Genomic DNA, 24289 nt, shown 5'->3' on the forward strand with positions numbered 1-24289 from the left:
CATGCCGCAGTTCTTTATTGATCGCCCGATCTTTGCTTGGGTAGTGGCGTTGTTCATTGTGCTGGCCGGGGCATTGGCAATCCCACAGTTGCCAGTGGCCAAATACCCGAACGTAGCGCCCCCGCAAGTTGAAGTGTATGCGGTGTATCCCGGCGCCTCGGCACAAACCCTGGATGAAAGCGTGGTCAGCCTGATCGAGCAAGAGCTCAACGGTACCGACGGCCTGCTGTATTTCGAGTCCCAGAGTAGCCTTGGCAGTGCCAGCATTACCGCGACCTTCAAACCTGGCACCGATCCGGAACTCGCGCAGGTCAACGTGCAAAACCGCCTTAAAGCAGTGGAGTCGCGTCTGCCGCAGGCGGTGATTCAGCAAGGCTTGCAGGTCGAGAAGATTTCATCGGGCTTTTTGATGCTGGTGACGCTCACCGCCGACGAGACCAGCGGGCTGGATGAAATTGCACTCAGCGATTATCTGGCGCGCAACGTCATGAACGAGGTCAAGCGCGTCGAAGGGGTGGGCAAGGCCCAGCAGTATGGTTCCGAGCGCGCGATGCGAATCTGGATTAACCCGCAAAAGCTGATTGCCTTCAACCTCACGCCTGCTGACGTCAGCCAGGCCATTGCCAGCCAAAACGCCCAGGTATCAGCCGGCAGCATCGGCGATTTGCCGGGTCGCTCGACGCAGGAGATTACCGCTACGGTACTGGTCAAAGGCCAACTGTCGAGCCCGCAAGAGTTCGGCGATATTGTGCTGCGGGCGAACCCAGACGGCTCTTCGGTACGCATCAGCGATGTGGCGCGGGTTGAAATCGGCAGCCAGGAATACCAGTACGGTACACGTCTGAACGGCAAGTCTTCCAGCGCCTTCAGTGTAAAACTGGCTCCCGAGGCAAACGCCTTGAGCACGGGCAATTTGATCCGGGCCAAGATGGACGAGCTAAGTCACTACTTCCCGATCGGCGTTGAATACAAGATTCCCTATGACACCACGCCTTTCGTCAAAGTCTCGATCACCAAGGTGATCTACACCCTGGTCGAAGCCATGGTGCTGGTGTTTGCAGTGATGTTCCTGTTCTTGCAGAACATCCGTTACACCCTGATTCCTACGCTGGTGGTGCCCGTGGCACTGATGGGCACGTTTGCCACCATGTTGGTCATGGGGTTCTCGATCAACGTATTGACCATGTTCGGCATGGTGCTGGCCATCGGTATTCTGGTGGACGATGCGATCGTGGTGGTTGAGAACGTCGAGCGGATCATGGTCAGCGAAGGGCTGTCTCCCCGCGAGGCCACTCGCAAGGCAATGACACAAATCAGCGGCGCCATTATCGGTATCACCCTGGTGCTGGTCGCCGTGTTCATCCCCATGGCGTTTATGCCGGGTTCGGTCGGGGTGATTTATCAGCAGTTCTCGGTGGCAATGGCCACCTCGATTCTGTTTTCGGCGTTTTTGGCCCTGTCGCTGACCCCGGCGCTGTGCGCGACCTTGCTCAAACCCATCGCCAAGGACGAACACCATGCCAAGAGCGGCTTTTTCGGATGGTTCAACCGCACGTTTGAGCGCATGTCCGAAGGCTACGAGCACTGGGTGGTGCACCTGATCAAGCGCAGCGGGCGTTATCTGCTGCTATACGGTGCGTTGGTGGTGGTGCTGGTGGTGTGTTTTGCACGCCTGCCCTCCTCGTTTCTGCCGGTTGAAGATCAGGGGTTTATCATTACTGACATCCAGTTGCCACCGGGTGCCAGTCAGAACCGCACCATTAAAGTGGCCCAACAGATCGAGGCGCACTACGCCACAGAGCCAGGCGTGGGCAATACCACGATGATTCTGGGCTTCAGCTTCTCGGGCAGCGGGCAAAACGCAGCGTTGGCTTTCACCACCTTCAAAGACTGGTCGACCCGGGGTGTCAAGGATTCCGCCTCGGCCATTGCTGATCGGGCCAATGGATTCTTCGGCGAACTCAAGGATGCGGTGGCGTTCGCTATCTTGCCACCTGCGGTCAGCGGTCTTGGCACTTCCAGCGGTTTTGAGTTGCGTCTGCAAGACCGTGGCGGCGTCGGTTATGACGTGCTGATGCAAGCTCGCACCGAGCTGTTGGCGCTGGCCGAGAAAAGCCAGGCACTGGCCAACGTGCGTGAAAGCGCCTTGGCAGAGAGTGCGCAGGTACAGCTTGAAGTCGACCGCAAACGGGCCAATGCACTGGGCATCTCGTTTGCTGATATTGGTAACGTACTGTCGACAGCCGTGGGCTCTGCCTATGTCAACGACTTCCCGAATCAGGGGCGCATGCAGCGGGTCGTGGTACAAGCAGAGGGGGACCAGCGCAGCCAGGTCGAAGACCTGCTCAAGATCAATGTGCGCAACAACCTGGGCAAAATGGTCCCGTTGTCGGCCTTTGTCCAGGCACGCTGGATTCAAGGGCCGTCCCAGTTGTCGCGTTACAACGGCTACCCGGCGGTGAGTATTTCTGGCGAAGCAGCAGCCGGTCACAGTACTGGCGAAGCGATGCTTGAAATGCAACGCCTGGTTGATCGACTGCCTGCCGGCATGGGCCTTGAGTGGACGGGTTTGTCGCTCCAGGAAAAACTCTCCGGAACGCTGGCTCCGATGTTACTCGGGCTGTCGCTCCTGGTGGTGTTCTTGTGTCTGGCGGCGCTGTATGAAAGCTGGTCGATCCCGACCGCTGTATTGCTGGTCGTGCCCTTGGGCATTCTCGGTGCAGTTTTAGCTGTCACCTTGCGCGGCATGCCCAATGACGTGTTCTTCAAAGTGGGCTTGATCACCATCATCGGCCTGTCGGCCAAGAACGCTATTCTGATCATCGAGTTCGCCAAGACCTTGTACGACGAAGGCCATGATCTGGTAGACGCGACCGTTCAGGCGGCGCGCTTGCGCTTGCGCCCGATTATTATGACCTCGCTGGCATTTATCCTGGGCGTGGTGCCGCTGGCGATTGCGACCGGTGCCAGTTCGGCCAGCCAGCAAGCCATTGGCACCGGCGTCATCGGCGGCATGATCGTTGCCACCCTGGCCGTGGTCTTTGTCCCGGTGTTTTTTGTAGTGGTCATGAAACTGACTCGCAGCAAGCCACGTCAAGGCTAACTGCTGCTGCGCGTGCTAAGGTTCGGCAACACTCAGTAACAGGGACAGTATTGTCGATGCCGCACCTTGCACGCACCCACCCCCGCTTGACCGCTGCCACCGTCATAGGGGTAGCGGTCGGCATTTTTGCTCCCGCCGCCACACTGACCACCAAGGTTCTATTGGGCTGGAACGCTGGCGTCTGGCTGTATTTACTGTTGACGCTGTGGTTGATGCTGCGCTCCAAGGTTGCCGACGTTAAGCGTACGGCAGAAGTTGAAGACGAAAATGCCAGCATGGTGTTGTTCACGGTGAGCATTGCTGCTATCGCCAGCCTGGCAGCCATCACCCTGGAACTCTCCGGCAACAGCAAGCTCAGCAATGCCGATCAACTGATTCACTACGCGTTCACCGGGATGACCGTGGTGGGCTCGTGGCTAATGATTGGGGTTATTTTCGGCCTGCACTATGCGCGACTGTTTTATAACAACGAAGGATCGGAGCCCGCATTGCGCTTCCCCGAAGGTGAACTGAACCCGGATTACTGGGACTTCATGTACTTCTCTTTCACCCTGAGCGTTGCGGTGCAGACATCGGACGTGAGCATCGCCACCCGTGAAATGCGCAAAGCCGTGCTTGGCCACTCACTGTTGGGGTTTTTGTTCAATACGGCGGTATTGGGGTTTTCGATCAACATCGCGGCAGGATTGTTTTGACGCCTATCTGCAGGAGCGAACTGCTCGCTCCTGCAGGGGGCGTGTTAGTTAGTCAGTTTCAAGCACACCGCGACGGATCTGGTCACGTTCGATGGATTCGAACAGGGCCTTGAAGTTACCTTCGCCAAAACCATCATCGCCCTTGCGCTGGATAAACTCGAAGAACACCGGCCCCATCAGGTTCTCAGAGAAGATTTGCAGCAGCAAACGCTTGTCACCTTCGACCGAAGAACCATCCAGCAAAATGCCACGCGACTGCAACGCTTCAACTGATTCACCATGGTTCGGCAAACGGCCTTCAAGCATTTCGTAGTACGTGTCGGGTGGAGCGGTCATGAAGCGCATGCCGATTTTTTTCAGCGCATCCCACGTCTTGATCAAATCATCCGTGAGGAAGGCAACGTGCTGAATGCCTTCGCCGTTGAACTTCATCAGGAACTCTTCGATCTGACCCGCGCCTTTAGACGACTCTTCGTTCAACGGGATGCGGATCATGCCATCGGGGGCGGTCATCGCTTTGGACGTGAGGCCGGTGTATTCACCCTTGATATCGAAGTAACGAATCTCACGGAAGTTGAACAGTTTTTCGTAGAAGTTGGCCCAGTAAGCCATGCGACCGCGATACACGTTGTGTGTCAGGTGGTCGATGATTTTCAGCCCGGCGCCGACAGGATTTCGCTCAACGCCTTCGATAAATACAAAGTCGATGTCGTAAATCGAGCTGCCCTCGCCGTAGCGGTCGATCAAGTACAGTGGTGCACCGCCGATGCCTTTGATGGCAGGCAGGTTCAACTCCATAGGGCCGGTGGGAATTTCGATGGGCTGAGCGCCCAGTTCGAGTGCGCGTGAGTAAGCTTTCTGCGCATTGCGCACGCGGAACGCCATGCCGCATACCGATGGCCCGTGCTCAGCGGCAAAATAAGAGGCCACGCTGTGCGGCTCGTTATTGAGGATCAGGTTGATCTGCCCCTGGCGATACAGGTGCACGTCCTTGGAACGATGGGTCGCCACCTTGGTGAAGCCCATGATTTCAAAGATCGGTTCGAGGGTATTAGGGACGGGGGCTGCGAATTCGATGAATTCAAAGCCCATCAGGCCCATTGGGTTTTCGTATAGATCAGCCATGTTGGCGCCTCATCAGAGTCATTTTTAGAATTAACAGGGGTTATTTGCTAAGAATGCTGAGGCACACAGGCGGCGCGCAAGAGATCCCGCGCACACTGCGCGCCAGGAAATCTCCGTAGATCAGTTGGAACCCGAATATCTTCATTTCGACCCATCTCTTACGCGGTAGGGACTTCTGCTGACAGAAGTCATTATTCTTGTATGCGTAAGCCGATTCTACATGGCGTAATCTGGTTTGTCCTACCCCCATGTGAAATAGCCTGAAAGCAGTGCTAGCCTTACGCGATTACGAGCTGATTTATGCTCAAGCCCTCTCTAATCCGCAGGATCCCTAATGCCCCTCACGCTGAAGTTGAATCGAAAATGGACCGATCGCTACGCGTTGATTGTACTCAGTGGATTACTTCCCATTGTATTGGGCGTGTTCATAATTCTTTGGCAGGCCCAGCGCTCATTGGAAATACTGGCCACCGAGACCGCTGCCGAAGCAGTTCGTCAGTTTGACTTAATGTTAGACAATGCCTCCCTTGCGGCCGATGTGGTGTTGCCACTCGCAGGCCAGGATTGCGCCCAGGTTGAATTGGCCTTGCGTGACCAGGTCACGCGGCGCCCCTTCGTACGCTCAGTGAATCTGGTCTGGGACAATCAGATTTACTGCACCTCTTTATTCGGCAGCTTTAAAGAAGAAGTCACCCCGGACAAGTATGCCGGTGGCGTGTTGTGGCTGCTGCCCGGAAACCCGGTGACTCCTGATGATCCCCTGCTGATTTACCGCAAACAAAAAGACCATAAAGGGGTGCTGGTCAGTCTTTATGGTTTTCACTTGGTCAACGTTTTGGGGTTAATCAACCAGAAAACCCAGCTATTGATTCAAGTGGGCAACCGCTGGATTGACCGGTACGGCCAAGTACGTGACACACCTTCACCTGCCTTTGCGGTGGCACAAGTTACCGTCCCCTCGACTCAATTTCCCTATCAAGTTGTGGCGGGATTCAAAGACGGGGTCATCGTGCAACATGTGCTTGACGAATACTCAGGATTCATCGGCTTACTTGTCTTTTTGGGCTTGATATCGGCGGCCACTGTTCAGCGCTTGCTGAAACGCTCATCAGCGCCGACCCACGAATTACAACGCGGCCTCGACGCCGCAGAGTTTATTCCGTACTTCCAGCCCGTCGTGCGCGGGGATACCAAACAATGGGTCGGTGCCGAAGTACTGATGCGCTGGCAACACCCCAAAGAAGGTCTGGTGCGTCCGGATTTGTTTATCCCGTTCGCCGAACATTCTGGCCTGATTGTTCCAATGACGCGCTCGCTGATGCGGCAATCCTCAGCCTTGCTGGCCCCTCACGTCAACAGCATGAGCCCGGGGTTTCATTTGGCTTTCAATATCACCGCTCGCCATTGCCAGGACCTTGAGTTAATTGAAGACTGCCGCCAGTTCCTCAACGCCTTTCCCAAGGGGCACATTAATCTTGTGCTGGAGCTAACCGAGCGCGAATTGATCATTCCTGACGAAACGACCCACACGCTGTTTGCGGCCCTCCACGAACTGGGGGTCATGATTGCCATTGATGACTTTGGTACAGGTCACTCAAGCCTCAGTTACTTGCATGATTTTAACGTCGACTATTTGAAAATCGACCAAAGTTTTGTTGCCATGATCGGCGCCGATGCATTACCCAGGCATATTCTGGACAGCATTATTGAGCTTAGCGCCAAGCTGGATTTGGGTGTTGTGGCTGAAGGTGTAGAAACAGAGGAGCAAAGCCAGTATCTGGTGTCAAAAGGGGTTGAGTTTTTACAAGGTTATCTCTTTGCACGCCCTCTGCCGGCAGACGACTTCATCAAGTCATTAGTGGCCAAGCATACAATGGCAGGTTAAAACACTCGGACCGTTGTTCGTATTGAGCAAACATCGGCTGGCACTGTGGGAATTAACAACTACAATTTTTTTGACCGATTGAAGAATGTTAACAGTGCATTTCGCAGCCTTTTAATGACGTCTGAACTGTTGGCTCACGGCCCTGTCAACTAGCTGCATACCATGCCTCATTAATTCACTTCGGCGCCTACGCCGAAGCTATGACTGGAGTAATGACTTTGTCTAGACTTGCCGAATACCGCGCCGCTGAAAAAGCGCTTCAAGAACAACTGGCGCAATTGGAAGCCATGAAAAATGATGCCGGGCTGAAAAAGGAAATCGAGTTCGAACAAAAACTCCAATCATTGATGAAGTCTTATGGTAAAGGCCTGCGTGAGATTGTGGCCATACTTGATCCAAACCCGTCTGCTGCAAAACATTCCGCAGCCCCAAAGCAGCGTAAGGCGCGGGTTTTAAAAGTGTATAAAAATCCGCACACCGGCGAGCTGATTGAAACTAAAGGCGGCAACCACCGTGGCCTTAAGGCCTGGAAAGAACAATACGGCGCTGCCACCGTCGAGTCTTGGCTGAGGACTTAATACGTTAGCGTTATAAAAATACGGTTCACTTAGACGCCCGCTGACAGGCAATCCTTTAAATGTTCAAACGATGCAACGATCGCGTGTCAGGACGCTTCTACCCAAGTACAACTATTAACGAAGTATAAATGCGCAAAGCCAAGTAGGAAAAATCCGTTGCAGACGACTGGCTTGTCTTTTGAGAGGAAAGGCCGAGCAAGATCAATATCTTTCACAGATTTTTCACATGATGCGCCACAGGATAGAGACTGCTAAAGGACTAGCGCCCCATGCCCGCTTCGGCGGGCTTCTTTTTACCTGCATTTTGTCACCTCGCCCCATTCTGATCATCAGGGGTGCCCTCAGACAAAGGTCTTTTGCTGCAAACGGGTTTGGCGCAAGCCGTCACATTCCGTATCATTCGCCCATCGACCCATTACCCATGCAGCACTTTCGGAGGGTTCATGAGCCTGCAAGATCTGAACAACATCCCTGGCGTTACGGCACAACCGGACAGCGCTACCCAAAAATTCGTCTTTAACCACACCATGCTGCGCGTGAAGAACATCGAAAAATCCCTCGATTTCTACACCCGCGTCCTGGGTTTCTCATTGGTTGAAAAACGTGACTTCCCTGAAGCCGAATTCAGCCTGTACTTCCTGGCCTTGGTCGACAAGGCGCAAATCCCGACAGACGATGCAGCACGCACGCAGTGGATGAAGTCGATTCCCGGCATCCTTGAGTTGACTCATAACCACGGTACCGAAAACGATCCGGAGTTTGCCTACCACAACGGCAACACTGACCCACGTGGCTTTGGCCATATCTGCATTTCCGTCCCTGACATTGTTGCCGCCTGCGAGCGCTTCGAAACGCTGGGCGTGGATTTCCAGAAGCGCCTGACTGACGGCCGCATGAAGTCGCTGGCATTCGTCAAAGACCCGGACGCTTATTGGGTAGAGATCATTCAGCCCACACCGCTGTAAAGTCGGACACAAAAAAAACCCATGATCGCTCATGGGTTTTTTTATGTCCTGACCATTATTCCGGCGCGGAAGACCGGATCAAGTGATCAAAGGCGCTGAGCGAGGCTTTGGCCCCCTCACCTACTGCAATCACAATCTGCTTGTAAGGCACAGTCGTTACATCGCCAGCCGCAAAGATCCCTGGGATGGACGTTTCACCGCGCGCATCGACAACAATTTCGCCGCGAGGTGAAAGCTCAATCGTACCTTTGAGCCAGTCGGTGTTGGGCAACAAGCCAATCTGTACGAAGATCCCTTCCAGTGCGATGTCATGCACGACTTTGGTTTCGCGATTTTCATAACGCAAGCCATTGACTTTCTGGCCGTCGCCTGTGACTTCGGTGGTCCGCGCGTTGGTAATCACAGTCACGTTAGGCAGGCTGTTGAGCTTGCGCTGCAAGACAGCATCAGCGCGCAGCTTGGTGTCGAACTCAAGCAGGGTCACGTGAGAAACGATACCGGCGAGGTCGATAGCGGCTTCAACACCCGAGTTACCACCACCGATAACGGCAACACGCTTGCCTTTGAACAGCGGGCCATCACAGTGCGGGCAGTACGCCACACCGCGGCTGCGGTATTCCTGCTCGCCGGGCACATTCATCTCACGCCAGCGGGCACCGGTTGCCAGAATCACAGTCTTGGCTTTCAGCGAAGCGCCACTGGCGAATTTGACTTCGTGCAGCTCGCCCGCCTTGCCTGGCAGCAGCGTGTCAGCACGCTGCAGGTTCATGATGTCAACGTCGTACTGCTTGACGTGCTCTTCCAGCGCGGTCGCCAGTTTAGGCCCTTCAGTTTCCTGAACCGAGATGAAGTTCTCGATGGCCATAGTGTCAAGGACCTGGCCACCAAATCGCTCAGCCGCCACACCGGTACGAATACCCTTGCGCGCTGCATAAATCGCAGCCGCCGCACCGGCAGGACCGCCACCAATGACCAGCACATCAAACGCTTCTTTGGCGTTGATTTTCTCGGCCTGACGCTCAATCGCGCTGGTGTCCAGCTTGCCAAGGATCTCTTCGAGGCCCATGCGGCCCTGACCAAAGTTAACCCCGTTCAGGTAAACGCTAGGAACCGCCATCACCTGGCGCTCGGTGACTTCGTCCTGGAACAACGCACCGTCAATCGCCACATGGCGAATGTTCGGGTTGAGGACCGCCATCAGGTTCAGCGCCTGCACCACGTCCGGGCAGTTCTGGCATGACAGCGAGAAGTAGGTCTCGAAGTTGAACTCACCTTTGAGTGAGCGGATTTGCTCAATCACTTCAGGACTGGCTTTCGATGGGTGACCGCCCACTTGCAGTAAGGCCAACACCAGCGATGTAAATTCGTGGCCCATCGGGATACCGGCAAAACGCAGGCTGATATCGCCGCCCGGGCGGTTCAATGAAAACGAAGGCTTGCGCGCATCGTTGCCGTTATCCAGCAAGGTAATGTGGCTGGACAGGCTGGTAATTTCTTTTAGCAGGTCATGCATTTCGCGGGATTTCGCACCGTCGTCGAGCGAAGCAACGATCTCGATCGGCTGTGTGACCCGCTCCAGGTATGACTTCAACTGAGCTTTTAGATTGGCGTCCAACATACGGGCGATCTCCTTAAACGATAAATTCTGTGTAAAAAAAACGCCCGAGCGAATGTCGCCCGGGCGTTTTGAGGGCGATGCAGCTTGCAACTCAGGTGCGGATCACCGCCCTTGGCTGGTTCACAGACTTAGATCTTGCCAACCAGGTCCAGCGATGGAGCCAGAGTGGCTTCGCCTTCTTTCCACTTGGCTGGGCACACTTCGCCTGGGTGAGCAGCAACGTACTGAGCAGCCTTGATTTTGCGCAGCAGCTCGGAAGCGTCACGGCCAACGCCGCCGTCGTTCAGTTCAACAATTTTGATCTGACCTTCTGGGTTGATCACGAAAGTACCGCGGTCAGCCAGACCTGCTTCTTCGATCAGCACGTCGAAGTTGCGGGAGATGGTCAGCGTCGGGTCGCCGATCATGGTGTACTGGATTTTGCCGATGGCTGGCGAAGTGTTGTGCCAGGCAGCGTGAGCAAAGTGGGTGTCTGTCGACACGCTGTAGATTTCCACGCCGAGTTTTTTGAACTCTTCGTAGTTGTCAGCCAGGTCTTCCAGCTCGGTTGGGCAAACGAAGGTGAAGTCAGCTGGGTAGAAGAACACGACAGACCACTTGCCTTTCAGGTCAGCGTCCGACACTTCCACGAAGTTGCCGTTTTTGTATGCAGTCGCTTTGAACGGTTTTACTTGGCTGTTGATGATAGGCATCGTTGACTCTCCGTCAGGGTTGAAAAGTTGATGGGGTGAATCCTAACAACTCATTTCGTAACTGGCTCATTGGCAAAGCTGATGCTCATGATTGGTTTTGGCTATCAGTCGACCCTCTATAGAGTCAAAAACTCAATATGGATCATGCGCCCGACTTTCAAGCTGATCTCGATCAGCTTCCAATGCGTTTTTCAGCGGTGATGCTCATCCCGGCAAACGGGGTGGATTCAACATAGCGCATGGCTGACTTGATGTCTTTCCAGCCGACGTAATTCATCAGCGACTTCAAGTCCCACCCACTTTGATGCGCCCATGTTGCAAAACCGCGACGAAGCGAGTGACTGGTGTATTGCTCGGCCGCAATTGCGGCGCGCTCCAGCGCCTGGCGCAGTAATGGAATCACGCTATTGGCGTGCAACCCCTCCTCCCCCAGATTGCCCCAGCGATCGATCCCCCTGAATACCGGACCACGCACCAAGGCCGACGCATTGAGCCATTCGATGTAGGCGCGCACTGGACATAGCCGAAGCAAGGCCGGGGTTTGAAAGGTTTTACCCAGATTGTCGCGATCACTTTTGCTGCGCGGTAGATAGAGGGTAATGCCAGAGCCTGCCACGGCCTGCACGTGCTCGATTTGCAAACGACACAACTCGTCACTGCGAAAGCCGCGCCAAAACCCCAGCAGGATCAGTGCCGCGTCGCGTCGTGCGCGCAGCAAGCCGGCTTGATCGGCGTTGGCCTGTGCGGCTTGTGCCTCGCCTTCGAGCCAGTCGATGACTTTTTCCAAGTGCTGCAACTGCAGCGGCTCTGCCTGTTTTTCTTGTGCCGGGTGCAGCGCGCGAATCCCTTTGAACACCTTACGCACCACAGGCGCCTTGGTCGGATCGGCAAAGCCCTGGCTGTTATGCCACTGAGCAATCGCTGACAGGCGCAGCTTGAGCGTGTTGATCGACAGTTGGCCCGCGTGCGCCACCAGATAGCGCGCCACGCTGTCGCTGGTAGCGGGCAAGAAGCCGCCCCAGGTCACCTCGAAGTGTTCGATGGCCGCCCGATAGCTGCGACGGGTGTTGTCGCGGGTCGCGGCATTTAAGTAGCGATCCAGCTCACTCATGCACGGTTCTCTTGATTGGCGTACTGAAACAGAACCTAAAAAACAGTTTTAGGGCTCTAGCACGGGATAATACCAGTATATCCCGCCTGTAAAATATCAAATAAGTGCAAAAATTAAGTGCTAATATAGTACGTAATTACATGATACATACCACAGTACATAATCGTAGGAGATAGCCATGGCTCGTGGCGGCGTAAACAAGGCGGTGGTGCAAATTGCACGCACGGCAATCCTGGCTCGCGGCGAACACCCCAGCATCGATGCAGTACGTATTGAAATGGGCAATACAGGCTCGAAAACCACGATCCACCGCTACCTGAAGGAGCTGGACGAGGTTGATTCGCGCCGTGGCGTGCCTCGGGAACAGATAGGCGATGAGCTGACCGAACTGGTCGCCCGCCTCGCTCAGCGCCTGCAAGAACAGGCACAAGAGCCAATTGATCGTGCTCAAGCGCACTACGAACAACTCAAGAACGAGTTGCAGAATCAACTGGCCGAAGCACAACAGGCGCAAGCACACCTCAAGCAGCAGCTAGACATTCAGGGCAACGCCTTGAGCCAGGAGACGGCCAATCTGGAATCCACCCGCTCCATGCTGCAAACCGAGCAGACCCGTAACGCGGCACTCAATCAGGCGTGCAGCGATTTTGAGCTGCGCCTGAATGACCGTGACGAGCAAATCCGCTCACTGGAAGAAAAACACCTGCACGCCCGTGACGCACTCGAGCACTACCGCAGTGCCGTCAAAGAGCAGCGCGAGCAGGATCAGCGTCGCCATGAAGGCCAGGTGCAACAGATACAGATGGAGTTGCGTCAGGCACAGCAAAGCGCCTTGGTGCGTCAGGATGAAATCACCCAGTTACACCGCGACAACGAACGCGTACTGAGCGAAAGCCGTGCAGTGAGCAAAGAATTGAACCAGGCCAACGATCAGCTATACAAACTCAGCAATCTCAACGAACGCCTGAGCGCGCAAATAAGCCAGCTGGACAGCGAGCGCACCTTGCTCCATGAGCGTTTGCGCGTTGCAACGCAAGAAACTGAGGCCCTGAAACACGCACAGGCACACATCCAGGAAGCCAATGCCGCACTGACCCTCAGAGCCGTGAAAGCCGAAACCGCACTGGAAAGCCTCAAGGCCATCCCGAGCGAGCCAGCGCACAAACCGCACGAGCTCTAACCCAAACCCGGCGATCACCGCACTCTCGTAGGCGCTGCCGCGACCGTGATCTTGTAAAGACCAAACGATCGCAGGCTGCGGCAGCACCAACGCCGGGAATTAAAAAAGGTGTAAATACATGGACACCCAAAGCGAGAGCTCAGTTGTGCTTTAATTGCCGCCTTTTTTCAGTCTTCAGGCTCCAAGGATCTGCTCATGTCGTCGTCCCGCCCTACCCACGTCCTGATCATTGGCTACGTGTGGCCCGAGCCACGCTCCTCGGCGGCGGGCGGACACATGATGCAAATTATCGAGAGTTTTCTACAGGAAGGCTGGCAGATCACCTTCAGCAGCCCGGCAGGCATTGGCGAACACAAGGCCGATCTGGCGGCGTTGGGCATCAACGAAGTCAGTATCGAGCTCAATAACAGCAGCTTTGATGCCTTTATCAGCGAACTGGCCCCTGACATCGTGCTGTTTGACCGTTTCATGATGGAGGAGCAGTTCGGCTGGCGTGTCGAGAAACAATGCCCGAACGCCTTGCGCGTGCTCGAAACCTCCGACCTGCAAAGCCTGCGTGACGCCCGCCAGCAACAGCTCAAGGCGCAACTCAAGCACACCCCCGAACAGGACGATTTCAGTCACCTGTTCGCGCCTTCGCCCGTCGAAACCTTTGAGCACATGGCCGATGCCGATCTGGCACAGCGAGAAATCGCTGCCATCTATCGCAGCGACCTTAACCTGATGATTTCCGACTACGAGATTGATCTGCTTGTGGAGCAGTTCCATGTCCCCAAGGCGTTGTTGCACTGGTGCCCGTTGATGGTCGACAACGTTCCAGTGGAGTTCGTGCCGTTTGAACAACGCCAACACTTCTTGAGCATCGGTAACTTTCGGCATGCGCCGAACTGGGATGCGGTGCTATGGATGAAAACCCATATATGGCCACTGATCCGTCAACAACTGCCCCAGGCGCAGTTGCACATCTATGGCGCCTATACCCCACCTAAAGCCACGGCACTGCACAACCCCAAGCAAGGCTTCCATGTGCTCAATTGGGCCGAAGATGCACTGGCGGTGATGAGCAGTGCGCGCATTTGCCTGGCGCCCCTGCGTTTCGGCGCGGGTATTAAAGGCAAGATTGCTGACGCGATGCTCTGCGGAACACCGAACGTGACCACCCCGATCGGCGCTGAGGGGATGCACGGCGACTTGCCGTGGGCCGGAGCCATTGAGCAGAGCGCCAGTGCCATTGCGGGGGCTGCTGTCGAGCTGTATCAAAACCCGCACGCGTGGCACCTTGCGCAACAACAGGGGCTGGCACTGCTCAACGCGCGCTACTTACAAGCCAGCCACGGCCCGGCGCTGGTGCAACGTATCAAAGACTGCCGTGCCGGACTTGAACAGCACCGCCGTAACAACTTCACCGGCGCCATGCTGCGTCATCATCAGCACAAAAGTACTCAATACATGTCGCAGTGGATCGAGGCGAAAAACCGCACGTAAGGCTTGCTCCAGATGCTCAGTAATAACTGAACAAAGGAAGACTCAAGAACACGATTACCGTGGCCACTTAGATGATGTGAGTCAAAAAACAGCGGCTGCCCATTGTTGTCATAAGCTGAACAGACCGAGCCCGGACACAGCAATGGGAACGGATCCCAGACCACCAGACCGGGATACTCACGCTGCAACTGCTCCAGTTGATGCATTTGCGGTGCACGCAAACGTTCAAGCAGATCGCGCTTTACCGTCAGGCCCGCCGCGCAAACCGGGTTCATGTCGTTAAACCAGTCCGAACAACGGCTTGCAGGCGCTTTGAACAGGGGCTTGGGTGCGTCAATCAGAACCGTGACCCCTGCCGCCTGCAGGCGCGTTAACACCTCTTCGGCTGAGTGTTGGGCGGCGCGGCTACGTTCCAAGGTCCGCTCAGAAAGGATCTCGTTTAACACCACTTCGGCCCCTCGCTCCCAGCCACGCCCCTGAAGCTGGGGCATTCTCAGCGATGCAAGAAACACAATGTCACCCGGTTTGGCGCGCGCCTCAATGTCCTTGAAATCGGTTACCCGGCGTGCCGCACATTTAGCGGGGTCAGCCGCCATCAAACTGACCACGCCGCAGCCGCCCTGCTCGTACTCGATCACCTTGATCCCCAACCTGAGCGACGCAAAGTTGAGAAGCGTGCGATAGGCCGCCGTGTGTGAGTCGCCAATCACAAACAACTGGCGCCCCAACAACCATGGGGACTCGATTTTGGTAAACGGCTCTTGGGGATAGTGTTTGTAGGCGTACCAGTTGTAAGTGTCGCGCGTCTGACTGAGCGACAGGCGCTCAGTATTCTGGCTGATCCAATACGCGCCCCATCCCGCCAGACAAATTGAACTGATGCTCAGCGCGACCGTGGCCCACGCTCGACACTGCCAAAACGATCTGCCTGCGCGCAATGGCGTTTCAACCCAGCGATAGGTGCTGGCTGCCAACCCCCAGACCACGACCGGGTATAACAACTGGACGATCAGCAGTTCTGTGCCGACGGTCCATCTTAACAACACCAGCACTGGCCAGTGCCACAGGTACAACGAGTAAGACAAGCGACCGATGTAGGTCAGCCAGGGAGCTTGCAAAATGCGCTGAAACCCTGAGCTATAGCCTTCAGCAGGTAACACCACTGCGGCGATCATCAGCACCGCCCCGCACACCGTGATAATCGCCCAAGGAAAAGGAAAGGCGTTGCGCCCGGCAAGCAGAAAACCTGACATCAACAATGCAAAGCCGCACCCCAGCAACCCGCCAGCCAGTGCTCTGGAACGCAGCAAACCGCATTGCGACCCCACAACCTGGAACAGCATGGCCCCGACGGCCAACTCCCAAAAGCGCCCAGGCAATAAGTAGAAGGCTGCCAGTTGATCGGTGTTTGTCTCAAAGGCGCTCACGGCCAGCGAGGCGATGGCCAACAACGGCAGCACAGCCCAGGCCATGGCGGTGCGCCTTCTGTAACGAAGCCAGATGAAGTAAAGCGCAGGGAAGATCAGATAAAACTGCTCCTCAACCCCCAGCGACCACGTCTGCAAATAAGGATTGAGATCATTAGCGGGCGCAAAGTAGGTGCCTGTGGTCCAGGCTAACGCCACATTGCTAACGCCAAAGAAGGCTGCCAGCCCCGTGCGACTCATCTGCTCACTCAGCCAGAACTGCGGCATGAACATGGCGGACACCAGAAAGCTGACCAGCAGAACCACCAGCAACGCCGGCAAAATACGTAAAAAGCGCCGACGATAAAAATCCATTAAAAAATCGGCAAAGCGCGCATCACCACGCTGGCTTAGCGACTGGCTAATCACATAACCGGAGATCACAAAGAACAGATCGACCCCGGTAAAGCCTCCGGGGAGAAAAGTCAGAAAGTCGACATGAAAAATGATGACGGCGAGAACAGCAATAGCACGCAGGCCATCTATCGCAGGGATGTAGACAAGTGAAGGCTCACGCATTGCCCGCTTCCTTTTTGCATTTAGTTTCAGACATCGAAACTAACGCCCTTGCGAGATAAGCGCGGTAATCATCATCCCTTTTGCGTGTAGGAATTGGATCTATTCACAGCCTTGCAGCACTTTTAATCGACTCGTTTACGTAGCAAATACGTATCCATGATCCAGCCTTTGCGCTGCCGAGCGGCCTCGCGGGTGTGTTTGATTTGCTCACACACCTGCGACAGCTTGCCCGCAATCAGGATTTCATCCGCTGTGCCTATGTAAGCGCCCCAGTAAATATCGACGTCTTCGTGCACAAACTGCTCAAACGCACAGTGCGCGTCGAGCATCACCACCACGTTGTCCAGGTCATCGGCGACAAGACGTCGCCCCGTGGTGATGCGAATGGGCTGCCCAATCCCGTTCAGCGGTACGCGATGCCGAGCTGCGAGCGCCTGTACACTGCTGACACCAGGGATCACTTCATAGTCAAAGTCTGAGCAACCTTTGGCGCGCACCCGATCCAGAATGCGCAAGGTGCTGTCATACAACCCGGGCTCGCCCCACAGCAAGAACGCCGCGCAATCGCCATCGGCCAGCTCTTGCTCTATCAACTGCGTGAATACCTCGGCACGCTGCTCATGCCAGTCCTCCACGCCCTGCGTGTAGGAAGGCGTTGAGCTATCACGCTGCGGGTCGCTTACGTGCACCACGCGGTAATTAGGCCCGGCGATGTATCGCTCACAGATTTCCAGGCGAAGGCGCACCAGATCTTCTGTCGCTTGGCCCTTGTCCAGCACAAAAAACACTGAGGCGCGGTTAAGCGCGTTGATCGCCTGCACTGTAATGTGCTCCGGGTCGCCCGCGCCGATGCCGATAAGTAACAGTGTTTTCATTGCGTCGCATCCTTTAGCGGACAGGAAATTTCCCTTCACTGGTAGGAAATTTGAAAAGGCAGCATGATCTGTCGCACAACAACACTCAAAGCCCGCGCCCATGCCTCGACTTGCCAGAGCAACAGACCCGTCTTATGAGCTGATGGACGACCATAACGGTTTGTCGATCATCTATCGCCAGCATGGCTTCCCTTGCCCGCTAGTGCGCTGGCATTTCCACAAGGAATACGAACTGCACCTCATTATGGCCAGCAGTGGCAAGGTATTTGTCGGCGACTATATCGGCAATTTTTACCCCGAAACACTGTTTCTGACCGGACCCAATTTGCCGCACAACTGGATCAGCCAGGTGGCCGAGGATGAAGTAGTGCCCTTGCGCGACATGCTGGTGAATTTCACCGATGAACTGCTTGAGGGCGCGAGTTCGGTGTTTGCCGAGCTGAAAAGCCTGACGCCGATGCTGGACCGAGCGCAGTACGGCATCGAGTTTCGTGGCAAAAAGACCATTCGCCAAGCCGTTGACCTGATGCAGGCGATTGCCGATTCAACAGGTATCACCCGCCTGGGGCACTTTTTGATTCTCCTGCAATTGCTGGCCGATTGTGACGACTATCAACTGCTGTCAGGTGTGACGGCGGGGCACCTCGCTGACGAACAGACCATCGATCGCACCAACCGCGCCGTGGACTATATTTTTAGCCACTACGCCCGTGAGCTGACGCTCGAAGAGGTCGCGGCGCACATGGGCATGAAACCCACCTATTTTTCTCGCGTGTTCAAGCAAGCCACCGGGCGCTGTTTCATCGAGTTTGTTAACCGCCTGCGCATCAGCAAATCCTGCGAGTTACTGGCCGACGGAGAGAAAGCTGTCACCGACGTGTGTTTCGAGTCGGGTTTCAGCAACATTTCCAACTTTAATCGGCGCTTCCAGCAACTAAAAGGCATGACCCCTTCGCACTATCGACGCCTTGCGGTGCAACGGTTAACCGAGCAAAACCTGCCGGCACAGGATGAACGTTTGCGCAGTGCAAAATAGTATCGGTTCAAGTGTTGCCAACGCTTTGTCACGGCGGTGATTGGGGGCTGTAATCAGCCCACGTGCTTACCCTGGGGTAAGCAGTGATAAAAACAATAACCGTCCTTCAAAAGCCGTCAGGCCGATGAAGAGGAGTGCTCGATGAATATTCCTGTCAAAGCGTTGTGTGTCGCAACTTGCATGACCCTCAGCGGCATCAGCCTGGGCGCGCAAACCCTGACCATCGCCACGGTCAACAACAGCGACATGATCCGCATGCAAAAGCTCGCGAAGACCTTCGAGAGCGAGCACCCCGACATCAAGCTCAACTGGGTGGTGCTGGAAGAAAACGTACTGCGCCAGCGTTTGACCACCGACATTGCGACTCAGGGCGGCCAGTTTGACGTGCTGACCATCGGAATGTACGAAGCTGCACTCTGGGGCGCCAAGGGGTGGCTCGAGCCCATGACCGACTTGCCGGCCACTTACGCTATTGAAGATGTGTTCCCATCTGTGCGCGACGGCTTGTCAGTCAAAGGCACGCTATACGCGCTGCCGTTTTACGCCGAAAGCTCAATGACCTATTACCGCACCGACCTGTTCAAAGATGCCGGGCTGACCATGCCTGAGCGTCCTACCTGGGAGCAGATCGCCGGGTTTGCCAAGCAACTGAACCAACCAGAAAAGGAGCAATACGGCATTTGCCTGCGGGGCAAAGCTGGCTGGGGCGAGAACATGGCGTTGATCAGTACTCTCGCCAATGCCTACGGCGCGCGCTGGTTTGATGAAAAATGGCAGCCAGAATTCACCGGCCCTGAGTGGAAAAACGCGCTGAACTTCTACGTCAACACCATGAAGGAATCCGGGCCGCCGGGCGCCACCAGTAATGGCTTCAACGAAAACCTGGCCCTGTTCAACAGCGGTAAATGCGCCATCTGGGTCGACGCCAGCGTGGCCGGCTCGTTTGTCACCGACAAGACGCAGAGCAAGGTCGCTGACCATGTCGGTTTTACTTTCGCCCCGCATCAAGTCACCGACAAAGGTAGCGCCTGGTTGTACTCCTGGGCACTGGCCATTCCCACCAGTTCCAAGGCCAAAGAGGCCGCCAAAACCTTCAGCACCTGGGCCACGTCTAAAGAATACGGCGCGCTCGTGGCTGAAAAAGACGGCATCGCCAACGTGCCACCCGGCACCCGCAACTCGACCTACACCGATGCCTACCTTCAGGCCGCGCCGTTTGCCAAGGTCACGCTGGAGTCGCTCAAAGCGGCTAACCCTAAAGACCCGACACTCAAGCCCGTGCCTTATGTGGGCATCCAGTTGGTGACCATTCCGGAGTTTCAGGCCATCGGCACTCAGGTTGGCAAGTTCTTCTCGGCCGCGCTGATTGGCCAGACCACGGTGGATCAAGCGCTGACGGCAGCCCAACAAACCACCGAGCGCGAAATGAAACGCGCGGGTTATCCAAAGTAAACGTTTGCGAATCCTGTCGTCGCCGCCTGCGGCAGCACTACAGGAAAATTGTCTGCCTAATTCGGTGTATTCACCATGACGACTACGACTGTTACGACAGCGATTGACGCCCCACCCCCGGTGCGTCAATCCCGGCTATTGAACCCCGGCTGGTTTCTGGTCTCGCCGTCAGTGGCGCTGTTGCTGCTGTGGATGATCGTGCCGCTGGCCATGACGCTGTACTTTTCGTTGATCCGCTACAACCTGCTATACCCCGGCGAAAACCAGTTCGTGGGATTGGAAAACTTCACCTACTTCCTCACCGACTCAGGCTTTATGCCTGGCATGACCAATACCTTGCTGCTGGTGGGCAGTGTATTGCTGATCAGCGTGGTGCTGGGGGTACTGATCAGCGCTCTACTGGAGGCCACGGATTTCATGGGCCGCGGCATCGTGCGGGTGCTGCTGATTTCGCCGTTTTTCATCATGCCGACTGTAGGGGCGCTGATCTGGAAAAACCTGATCTTTCACCCGGTATCCGGCGTGCTGGCTGCCGTCTGGAAGCTGTTCGGTGCCCAACCGGTTGACTGGTTGGCGCACTACCCGCTGCTGTCGATCATCATCATTGTGTCGTGGCAGTGGCTGCCCTTTGCCATCCTGATTCTGATGACGGCCATGCAGTCGCTGGACCAAGAGCAAAAAGAAGCCGCGCGCCTGGATGGTGCAGGGCCGATTGCGATTTTCTGGCACCTGACCTTGCCGCACCTGGCACGGCCGATTGCTGTGGTGGTGATGATTGAAACCATCTTTCTGCTATCGGTGTTCGCTGAAATCTTTACCACCACCAACGGCGGCCCTGGCTACGCGTCGACCAACCTGGCGTACCTGATCTACAACCAGGCACTGGTGCAATTCGATGTCGGCATGGCCTCGGCCGGTGGGTTGATCGCGGTGGTCATTGCCAATATTGCGGCCATCATTTTGGTGCGCATGCTCGGCAAAAACCTGACAGACAAGCCGTGAGGGCCCAGTGATGACACTTCAACAATCTCGCCGTCTGCAAAGCGTGTTGCTCGGTACGCTGGCCTGGGCCATCGCCATCCTGATCTTCTTCCCGATCTTCTGGATGGTACTGACCAGCTTCAAGACCGAACTCGACGCGTTTGCCTCGCCACCGCAGTTCATCTTTACCCCTACGCTTGAGAACTACCTGCACATTGAACAGCGCAGTGGGTACTTTCACTTTGCCTGGAACTCGGTGGTGATCTCGTTCACTGCCACCGTCCTGTGCATGCTGATTGCGATCCCGGCCGCGTACTCGATGGCGTTCTACGAGACCAAGCGCACCAAAGGCACGCTGCTGTGGATGCTCTCCACCAAAATGTTGCCACCGGTGGGCGTGCTGATGCCGATTTACCTGCTGGCCAAGACCTTCGGCCTGCTCGATACCCGCGCAGCGCTGATCATCATCTACACCCTGATCAACCTGCCGATTGTGGTCTGGATGATCTACACCTACTTCAAGGACATCCCCAAGGACATCCTCGAAGCCGCCCGGCTGGACGGCGCCACCCTGTGGCAAGAGATGGTTCGCGTGTTGCTGCCCATCAGCAAAGGCGGACTGGCCTCGACCCTGCTGCTGTCACTGATTTTGTGCTGGAACGAGGCTTTCTGGTCGCTGAACCTGACGTCCTCCAGCGCTGCGCCGCTGACGGCCCTGATCGCCTCTTACTCAAGCCCCGAAGGCTTGTTCTGGGCCAAATTATCGGCGGTGTCGACCTTGGCCTGTGCGCCCATCCTGATTTTTGGCTGGATCAGCCAGAAGCAACTGGTGCGCGGGTTGTCTTTCGGCGCGGTTAAATAAAAATAACGACTGGAGGCTCATCATGGCCCACCTGAAAATCAAGAATTTGCAAAAAGGCTTTGAAGGCCTCTCGATCATCAAGGGCATTGACCTTGAAGTGCATGACCGCGAGTTCGTGGTGTTTGTCGGCCCATCGGGGTGCGGTAAATCCACCTTGCTGCGCCTGATTGCCGGCCTCGAAGAAGTCAGCGATGGCACTATCGAACTGGATGGACGCGACATTACCGAAGTCAGCCCGGCCAAGCGCGACCTGGCAATGGTATTCCAGACCTATGCGTTGTATCCGCACATGACCGTGCGCAAAAACATGTCGTTTGCCCTTGATCTGGCGGGCGTCGCCAACGCTGAAGTTGAGAAAAAGGTTAACGAAGCCGCACGCATTCTCGAACTCGCACCGTTGCTGGAGCGCAAACCCAAGCACCTGTCTGGCGGTCAACGCCAACGCGTTGCGATTGGCCGGGCGATTGTGCGCAACCCGAAGATTTTCCTGTTCGACGAACCGCTGTCCAATCTTGATGCGGCGCTACGGGTGCAAATGCGCCTGGAACTGGCGCGCCTGCATCAAGAACTCAAAGCAACCATGATCTACGTGACCCACGACCAGGTCGAAGCCATGACCCTGGCCGACAAGGTGGTGGTGCTCAACGCCGGGAAAATTGAACAGGTCGGTTCGCCACTTGAGCTGTACCACCACCCGGCCAACCTGTTTGTGGCAGGGTTTCTTGGCACCCCGAAAATGGGCTTCCTGAAAGGCAAGATCAGCCGTATTGAAGCCCACAGCTGCGAAGTGGCGCTGGATGCCGGCACTCGCATTCAACTGCCACTCAGCGGTCCTTCGCTGAGCCTTGGCAGCGCCGTGACCCTGGGTATTCGCCCTGAGCACCTGAACCTTGCCAAGCCCGGCGATTGCACCCTGACTGTCACCGCTGACGTCGGTGAGCGCCTGGGCAGCGACACCTATTGCCACGTGATCACCGCGTGCGATGAACCCCTGACCATGCGTATCCGCGGTGACATGGCAAGCCAGTATGGCGAGCAGTTGCACCTGCACCTGGACAGTGAACATTGCCATTTATTCGATGCCCAAGGGTTGGCGATCAGCCGCCCATTGCGCGCTGCTGCCTGACGCTGACGACCTTTTTTGAGATCGCATCCATGAAACTGAATCGCCGTAACCTCGACAATCTGAACGACGCTGTGGCCAAGCCGAACTATCTTTCCAGCGTCACGCAGCACGGGATCGCCCACATTGGGGTCGGGGGGTTTCACCGCGCACACCAAGCGTTCTACACCGATGCGCTGATGAATCAGGGACGTGATCTTGACTGGAGCATTTGCGGCATCGGCTTACGTCCCGAAGACCGCAAAGTGCGTAACGACCTCGCCGGCCAGGACTACCTCTACACCTTGTTTGAACTGGGCGACAGTGATGATACGCAAAGCCGGATTATTGGCTCGATCAGCGATATGCTGCTGACCGAAGACAGCGTTCAAGCGGTGATCGACAAACTGGCCAGCCCCCAGATCCGCATCGTCTCGCTGACCATCACCGAGGGCGGTTACTGCATCGATGACAGCACAGGCGAATTCATGGTTTCGCTACCGCAGATTCAGCAGGACCTGGTCCACCCCGAAGCACCACGCACGGTGTTTGGCGTGTTGTGTGCCGCCCTCGCCCAGCGCCGAGCGAGCAACACCCCGCCCTTTACCGTGATGTCGTGCGATAACCTGCCGCACAACGGCCGCGTGGCCCGCAAAGCCTTGCTGGCCTTTGCCGCCCTGAGCAATCCCGACTTGCACGACTGGATCGCCGCCCAAGTGAGCTTCCCGAATGCGATGGTCGACCGCATCACCCCCATGACCAGCAACGCCCACCGCCAGCAACTGCACGATCAACTCGGCATCGACGATGCCTGGCCGGTGGTCTGCGAGCCGTTCATTCAATGGGTGCTCGAAGATAAGTTCAGCGGCGGCCGTCCAGCCTGGGAAACTGTGGGTGTGCAGCTTACCGATGACGTCACGCCCTATGAAGAGATGAAAATCAAACTGCTCAATGGCAGTCACCTGGCACTCACCTACCTGGGCTTTTTGAAAGGCTATCGCTTCGTCCACGACACCATGAACGACCCGCTGTTTGTGGCGTACATGCGCGCCTACATGGACAAGGACGTGACACCACAGCTGGCACCCGTGCCGGGGATTGATCTTGCAACCTACAAAAACACCTTGGTAGAGCGTTTCTCTAATCAAGCCATCGCCGACCAACTGGAGCGCGTGTGCTCCGATGGATCGTCGAAATTACCCAAGTTTACGGTGCCGACTATCAATCGGCTGATCGCCGATGGCGGTGAGTTGAAGCGGGCAGCGTTGGTGGTCGCCGCTTGGGCGCTTTACCTCAAGGGGGTGGATGAGACGGGGCAAACCTATGCGATTCCAGATCCGCGGGCGCAGTTTTGTCAGGCGCTGGTGGCCGATGATGCGTTGATCGTGCAGCGGTTGCTGGGGGTTGAAGCCATTTTTGGCACGGCGATTCCTCAGTCGGCAGCGTTCGTGGCCGCGCTGGAGTGGTGCCTGAACAGCTTGCGTGAGGTGGGGGTTAGCAAAACCCTGGAGCAACTGGTAGACCGTGATGGCCTTCACCGCGTTGGAATCCGATAGGAC

At 56.0% G+C, this 24289-nt stretch carries 19 protein-coding genes; 13 read left to right on the forward strand and 6 right to left on the reverse strand.

Annotated features, from left to right (window positions below; genetic code table 11):
* Position 1: 1 nt before the first annotated feature.
* Both ACIQYF_RS04635 and ACIQYF_RS04640 read left to right on the forward strand, forming a co-directional pair.
* The gene (locus tag ACIQYF_RS04635; protein ID WP_402857334.1) at positions 2 to 3103 is read left to right on the forward strand and encodes a multidrug efflux RND transporter permease subunit; all 3102 of its coding nucleotides are present in this window, start codon (positions 2 to 4) and stop codon (positions 3101 to 3103) included.
* A 56-nt stretch (positions 3104 to 3159) separates the two neighbouring features.
* Positions 3160 to 3798, forward strand: coding sequence for a DUF1345 domain-containing protein (locus ACIQYF_RS04640; RefSeq protein ID WP_402857336.1), 639 nt, complete (start codon positions 3160 to 3162; stop codon positions 3796 to 3798).
* Positions 3799 to 3846: 48 nt separating this feature from the next.
* On the opposite strand, the gene hppD is transcribed toward ACIQYF_RS04640, so the two are convergent.
* Entirely contained in the window at positions 3847 to 4923 is a 1077-nt protein-coding gene (gene hppD / locus ACIQYF_RS04645) for a 4-hydroxyphenylpyruvate dioxygenase (protein ID WP_402857338.1), read from the reverse strand.
* 334 nt (positions 4924 to 5257) lie between these two features.
* Here hppD and ACIQYF_RS04650 point away from each other — a divergent pair, with 334 nt between their 5' ends.
* The 3 genes from ACIQYF_RS04650 to gloA all read left to right on the forward strand — a co-directional run bounded on the left by ACIQYF_RS04650 (position 5258) and on the right by gloA (position 8351).
* Positions 5258 to 6808, forward strand: a complete 1551-nt coding sequence (locus ACIQYF_RS04650) for an EAL domain-containing protein (protein WP_402857340.1) — start codon at positions 5258 to 5260, stop codon at positions 6806 to 6808.
* Positions 6809 to 7026: 218 nt separating this feature from the next.
* Entirely contained in the window at positions 7027 to 7386 is a 360-nt protein-coding gene (locus tag ACIQYF_RS04655) for a histone-like nucleoid-structuring protein, MvaT/MvaU family (RefSeq protein ID WP_402857342.1), read from the forward strand.
* A gap of 443 nt (positions 7387 to 7829) precedes the next feature.
* The gene (gene gloA, locus ACIQYF_RS04660) at positions 7830 to 8351 is read left to right on the forward strand and encodes a lactoylglutathione lyase (RefSeq protein WP_402857344.1); all 522 of its coding nucleotides are present in this window, start codon (positions 7830 to 7832) and stop codon (positions 8349 to 8351) included.
* 55 nt (positions 8352 to 8406) lie between these two features.
* Here gloA and ahpF read toward each other — a convergent pair whose 3' ends face one another.
* The 3 genes from ahpF to ACIQYF_RS04675 form a co-directional block, all read right to left on the reverse strand.
* Positions 8407 to 9969 carry an alkyl hydroperoxide reductase subunit F gene (gene ahpF / locus ACIQYF_RS04665; RefSeq protein WP_402857346.1) on the reverse strand — a complete coding sequence of 521 codons (1563 nt, stop codon included), beginning with the start codon at positions 9967 to 9969 and terminating at the stop codon, positions 8407 to 8409.
* Positions 9970 to 10097: 128 nt separating this feature from the next.
* Complete coding sequence (gene ahpC / locus ACIQYF_RS04670; protein ID WP_322241564.1) at positions 10098 to 10661, reverse strand: alkyl hydroperoxide reductase subunit C; 564 nt, start codon at positions 10659 to 10661, stop codon at positions 10098 to 10100.
* 172 nt (positions 10662 to 10833) lie between these two features.
* A complete protein-coding gene (locus ACIQYF_RS04675) occupies positions 10834 to 11772 on the reverse strand; it encodes a site-specific integrase (RefSeq protein ID WP_402857349.1) in 939 nt (312 codons plus the stop codon).
* Positions 11773 to 11950: 178 nt separating this feature from the next.
* Between ACIQYF_RS04675 and ACIQYF_RS04680 the strand changes: the two genes are divergently transcribed.
* Complete coding sequence (locus ACIQYF_RS04680; protein WP_402857351.1) at positions 11951 to 12952, forward strand: DNA-binding protein; 1002 nt, start codon at positions 11951 to 11953, stop codon at positions 12950 to 12952.
* Positions 12953 to 13147: 195 nt separating this feature from the next.
* Positions 13148 to 14437 carry a glycosyltransferase gene (locus ACIQYF_RS04685; protein WP_402857353.1) on the forward strand — a complete coding sequence of 430 codons (1290 nt, stop codon included), beginning with the start codon at positions 13148 to 13150 and terminating at the stop codon, positions 14435 to 14437.
* Here the strand turns inward: ACIQYF_RS04685 and ACIQYF_RS04690 are convergent.
* Positions 14395 to 16422, reverse strand: a complete 2028-nt coding sequence (locus tag ACIQYF_RS04690) for an acyltransferase family protein (RefSeq protein WP_402857355.1) — start codon at positions 16420 to 16422, stop codon at positions 14395 to 14397. The genes ACIQYF_RS04685 and ACIQYF_RS04690 overlap by 43 nt on opposite strands.
* Before the next feature lie 122 nt (positions 16423 to 16544).
* Positions 16545 to 17297, reverse strand: coding sequence for a precorrin-6A synthase (deacetylating) (cobF, locus tag ACIQYF_RS04695; protein ID WP_402857357.1), 753 nt, complete (start codon positions 17295 to 17297; stop codon positions 16545 to 16547).
* A gap of 100 nt (positions 17298 to 17397) precedes the next feature.
* Between cobF and ACIQYF_RS04700 the strand changes: the two genes are divergently transcribed.
* From ACIQYF_RS04700 to ACIQYF_RS04725, 6 genes are all read left to right on the forward strand, one after another.
* Positions 17398 to 18333 (forward strand): AraC family transcriptional regulator, encoded by a 936-nt coding sequence (locus ACIQYF_RS04700; protein WP_402857359.1) that lies wholly within the window; start codon positions 17398 to 17400, stop codon positions 18331 to 18333.
* A gap of 141 nt (positions 18334 to 18474) precedes the next feature.
* Complete coding sequence (locus tag ACIQYF_RS04705) at positions 18475 to 19785, forward strand: ABC transporter substrate-binding protein (protein WP_402857361.1); 1311 nt, start codon at positions 18475 to 18477, stop codon at positions 19783 to 19785.
* Between the two features lie 75 nt (positions 19786 to 19860).
* Entirely contained in the window at positions 19861 to 20787 is a 927-nt protein-coding gene (locus tag ACIQYF_RS04710) for a carbohydrate ABC transporter permease (RefSeq protein WP_402857363.1), read from the forward strand.
* A gap of 7 nt (positions 20788 to 20794) precedes the next feature.
* The gene (locus ACIQYF_RS04715; RefSeq protein ID WP_402857365.1) at positions 20795 to 21628 is read left to right on the forward strand and encodes a carbohydrate ABC transporter permease; all 834 of its coding nucleotides are present in this window, start codon (positions 20795 to 20797) and stop codon (positions 21626 to 21628) included.
* 22 nt (positions 21629 to 21650) lie between these two features.
* Positions 21651 to 22754: an ABC transporter ATP-binding protein gene (locus tag ACIQYF_RS04720; RefSeq protein WP_402857367.1), complete on the forward strand. Its 1104-nt coding sequence runs from the start codon at positions 21651 to 21653 to the stop codon at positions 22752 to 22754.
* A gap of 29 nt (positions 22755 to 22783) precedes the next feature.
* Entirely contained in the window at positions 22784 to 24286 is a 1503-nt protein-coding gene (locus ACIQYF_RS04725) for a mannitol dehydrogenase family protein (RefSeq protein WP_402857369.1), read from the forward strand.
* Positions 24287 to 24289: the final 3 nt, after the last annotated feature.

It is taken from the genome of Pseudomonas sp. NPDC096917, assembly GCF_044762555.1.
Taxonomy (GTDB): domain Bacteria; phylum Pseudomonadota; class Gammaproteobacteria; order Pseudomonadales; family Pseudomonadaceae; genus Aquipseudomonas.

Coding starts and splice junctions, on each gene's coding strand:
- ACIQYF_RS04725 (WP_402857369.1), top strand. CDS start 22,784: ATGAAACTGAATCGCCGTAACCTCGACAATCTGAACGACGCTGTGGCC.
- ACIQYF_RS04710 (WP_402857363.1), top strand. CDS start 19,861: ATGACGACTACGACTGTTACGACAGCGATTGACGCCCCACCCCCGGTG.
- ACIQYF_RS04640 (WP_402857336.1), top strand. CDS start 3,160: ATGCCGCACCTTGCACGCACCCACCCCCGCTTGACCGCTGCCACCGTC.
- ahpC (WP_322241564.1), bottom strand. CDS start 10,661: ATGCCTATCATCAACAGCCAAGTAAAACCGTTCAAAGCGACTGCATAC.
- ACIQYF_RS04650 (WP_402857340.1), top strand. CDS start 5,258: ATGCCCCTCACGCTGAAGTTGAATCGAAAATGGACCGATCGCTACGCG.
- hppD (WP_402857338.1), bottom strand. CDS start 4,923: ATGGCTGATCTATACGAAAACCCAATGGGCCTGATGGGCTTTGAATTC.
- ACIQYF_RS04720 (WP_402857367.1), top strand. CDS start 21,651: ATGGCCCACCTGAAAATCAAGAATTTGCAAAAAGGCTTTGAAGGCCTC.
- ahpF (WP_402857346.1), bottom strand. CDS start 9,969: ATGTTGGACGCCAATCTAAAAGCTCAGTTGAAGTCATACCTGGAGCGG.
- ACIQYF_RS04705 (WP_402857361.1), top strand. CDS start 18,475: ATGAATATTCCTGTCAAAGCGTTGTGTGTCGCAACTTGCATGACCCTC.
- ACIQYF_RS04700 (WP_402857359.1), top strand. CDS start 17,398: ATGCCTCGACTTGCCAGAGCAACAGACCCGTCTTATGAGCTGATGGAC.
- ACIQYF_RS04680 (WP_402857351.1), top strand. CDS start 11,951: ATGGCTCGTGGCGGCGTAAACAAGGCGGTGGTGCAAATTGCACGCACG.
- cobF (WP_402857357.1), bottom strand. CDS start 17,297: ATGAAAACACTGTTACTTATCGGCATCGGCGCGGGCGACCCGGAGCAC.
- ACIQYF_RS04675 (WP_402857349.1), bottom strand. CDS start 11,772: ATGAGTGAGCTGGATCGCTACTTAAATGCCGCGACCCGCGACAACACC.
- gloA (WP_402857344.1), top strand. CDS start 7,830: ATGAGCCTGCAAGATCTGAACAACATCCCTGGCGTTACGGCACAACCG.
- ACIQYF_RS04635 (WP_402857334.1), top strand. CDS start 2: ATGCCGCAGTTCTTTATTGATCGCCCGATCTTTGCTTGGGTAGTGGCG.
- ACIQYF_RS04685 (WP_402857353.1), top strand. CDS start 13,148: ATGTCGTCGTCCCGCCCTACCCACGTCCTGATCATTGGCTACGTGTGG.
- ACIQYF_RS04690 (WP_402857355.1), bottom strand. CDS start 16,422: ATGCGTGAGCCTTCACTTGTCTACATCCCTGCGATAGATGGCCTGCGT.